At 73.2% G+C, this 2,597-nt stretch carries 4 protein-coding genes; 1 reads left to right on the top strand and 3 read right to left on the bottom strand.

Going from position 1 to position 2,597, the window contains the following annotated elements:
- The 3 genes from AC13HU_RS35445 to AC13HU_RS35435 all read right to left on the bottom strand — a co-directional run.
- Nucleotides 1-653: cytochrome b/b6 domain-containing protein (locus tag AC13HU_RS35445; RefSeq protein WP_483046110.1), on the bottom strand; the 653-nt coding region annotated here is incomplete at its 3' end.
- On the bottom strand, nt 634-1,419 hold the full coding sequence (locus AC13HU_RS35440; protein WP_483046109.1) for a molybdopterin-dependent oxidoreductase: 786 nt from the start codon (nt 1,417-1,419) through the stop codon (nt 634-636). The genes AC13HU_RS35445 and AC13HU_RS35440, both read right to left, overlap by 20 nt.
- Nucleotides 1,420-1,652: 233 nt before the next feature.
- On the bottom strand, nt 1,653-1,823 hold the full coding sequence (locus tag AC13HU_RS35435) for a hypothetical protein (protein WP_483046108.1): 171 nt from the start codon (nt 1,821-1,823) through the stop codon (nt 1,653-1,655).
- Nucleotides 1,824-1,996: 173 nt separating this feature from the next.
- Here AC13HU_RS35435 and AC13HU_RS35430 point away from each other — a divergent pair, with 173 nt between their 5' ends.
- Entirely contained in the window at nt 1,997-2,503 is a 507-nt protein-coding gene (locus AC13HU_RS35430) for an ATP-binding protein (protein ID WP_483046111.1), read from the top strand.
- The last annotated feature ends 94 nt before the right edge of the window (nt 2,504-2,597 follow it).

Raw genomic sequence — 2,597 nt, 5'->3', positions numbered from 1 at the left:
GGCGGCCCGGGTGTCGCGGGCGCGGGCGGCCCGGTGTGCCACAGCGGGTGCTCCCGGCGCGCCCACCCGTGCGGGACCCGGCCGGTGCGCAGGCCCCGACGGGCTTCCGGGTCGCTGCCGGCCAGCCATACGTGCCCGGTGATGACGGCGGCGACCAGCAGCGCGAGCCAGTCGTGGACGAAGGTGGCGCCGGTCCGCCACAGCAGCGGGGTGAGCCGCGGGAACCACATGATCAGGCCGGTGCCCATCATGATCAGGATCGCGCCGACCGCGAAGGCCGCGTAGAGCTTCTGCCCGGCGTTGAACTTGCCCGCGTACCGCGAGTCGCGCCGGCGCCTGCGGGCGGCGATGCGCAGCCACTGCCAGTCGTGCGGGAAGAACCGGCCCAGCCGTCTGGTGTCGGCGCGGTAGGCGCGGGAGGCGAGGCCGAGCACGAGCGGTACGGGCAGCAGGATGCCGGACCACTCGTGCACGGTCACCACCAGCCGGCGGCGGCCCACGATCTCGGCGAGCGGCGGCAGGTAGAGGCAGGCGGCGGTGAACACGCAGACGGCCATGAGGGTGTTGAGGGTGCGGTGCACCCAGGTCTCGGCGCGAGTGAAGCGCCGTACGGTCCCGGCCGGGGCCGGGCGGTCACGATGTCGGCGCGTCATGGCGGCCGTTGGACTTTCCGACCCATCCGTCGACGTCATATCCGTAGTGCTCCCAGTAGCCGCGTTCGACCTTGTCGGTGACGGTGATGCCGGACAGCCACTTCGCGGACTTGTAGAAGTACATCGGGGCCGCGTAGAGCCGGACCGGGCCGCCGTGCGCGGCGGTGACCGGCTTGCCGTCCATGGTGAGGGCCACCAGCATGTCGCTGCGCCGGGCCTGCGCGAGCGTGAGGCTCTCGGTGTAGACGCCGTCGAAGCAGGTGAAGTGCACTGCGCTGCCAGGGGACTTGACGCCGGCCGCGTCGAGCAGCGTGGACAGCCGCACCCCGGTGAACGCGGTCTTGGGCACCCGCCAGCCGGTGACGCACTGCACGTCGCGCACCAACCGGGTCTGGGGCAGCGCCCGCAGGTCGGCGAGGCGGTACGACGCGGGTTTGTCCACCAGCCCGCCCACCGTCAGCCGGTAGTCGCTCTCGCCGCGGTGCGGGATGGAGTCGGAGACCGAGTAGAACCGGAAACCGCCGCCACCGGGCAGCAGCCCGGTCACCCCGGTCGGGTCCTTCGCGCTGACCGAGGCGAGAATCGAGTCGAGCCGGCCCTGCACCGCGCCGCCGACCCCCACGCCGACGGCGCCGAGGCCGAGCATGCCCAGCACGACCCGCCGCCCGACCGGTGAGCCGCGGCCCTCCTCGGGGCCGGGTTCCGAGTCCGGTTCGGGGCCGCCCTCGGCGCCCTCGGCGGCCGGGCCGGCCCTGTGGTTGTCCATGCAGCGATTCGAGCACGCGCGACCGCCGGGAACCAGTGCCGGCGGCCGATGTCAGCGTTTCGTCATATCTCGGCGCTTGCGCCGGGCGCTGCGCCTCGGGCACGAGCGGGACCGGAAGCACGGCGGCAGGCGCGGCTACGGCAGCGGGCCCGGCCCCGGACCACGCTCCGGGCAGGGGCTCAACTGCCGTACGGCGGCGGCCCGTTCCCGTACGCCCTCGGCCTGTGAACCCACTACCGTTCCGCCACGGCCGCGAGCAGCTCCGCCGGCGACGACTCGGCACCCGAGCAGCCCGGGCGCGCCGCCACCGAGCCCAGCCCGGGCTCCCCGTCGGCGTCCCCGTTCCCGCCCGCGCCCGCGCCCCGCGGCATCCGCCAGGACCCGATCCGGGCCGCGATAAACACCCGGTAGGACTCCGAGTTGCGGTAACCCCCGCAACGGGTGAACCTGATTACGCATCACGGAGTACTGCCGCAGTCACTCTACGCATTCCCGCTCAAGTGTTCCCATCGGAGCGGTGAAGCCCGGTCCCCGCATGGGTGCCGGCCCCACCGCGGAGGGAGTCGCAGCCGTGATCATGCAATCCGACCAGACCGACCCAGCCATGCGCGAGTGCGCACTCGAACTCGAAGCGCACCCCTACCGCATCCAGCAGATCCGCCGCATCGTGTCCGCCCAACTGCGCTACTGGCGGGTGGAGTCGCTCGTCGACGCGGCCGCCACCAGCATCAGCGAGCTGCTTGCGAACGTCCATCTCCACGCCAAGCCCGACAAGCGGTGCGCGGTGACGATGAGCCTGGCGCCGGACCGCCTGACCGTGGCCGTCGCCGACCACGACACGCGGCTGCCGCACCTCCAGCCGATGGAGCCGACCGCGACCACCGGCCGCGGGCTGGCGATGGTCGAGGCGATGTGCGACGGCTGGGGCACCGACCTGCTCCCCGACGAGACCGGCAAGGTGGTGTGGTTCATGCTGCGCACGCCCACCCAGCAGCCGAAGCTCGTACCGCTGCGGACCGCCGCGGTACCCCTGGAGGAGACCGTGCCCGCGGAACGTGTCGTGGTCGCGGCCTCGGTCGCCTGACCGCCCGTCGAACCGCCCGTCGAACCCCACGTCGGACACCACGTCCGGCACCGCGCCTGACGCGGACCGCGCAGACGCGCGCAGAGCGCAGGCG

It is taken from the genome of Streptomyces sp. NH27, from assembly GCF_056859195.1.
This window is presented reverse-complemented; position numbering and strand designations above follow the sequence as displayed.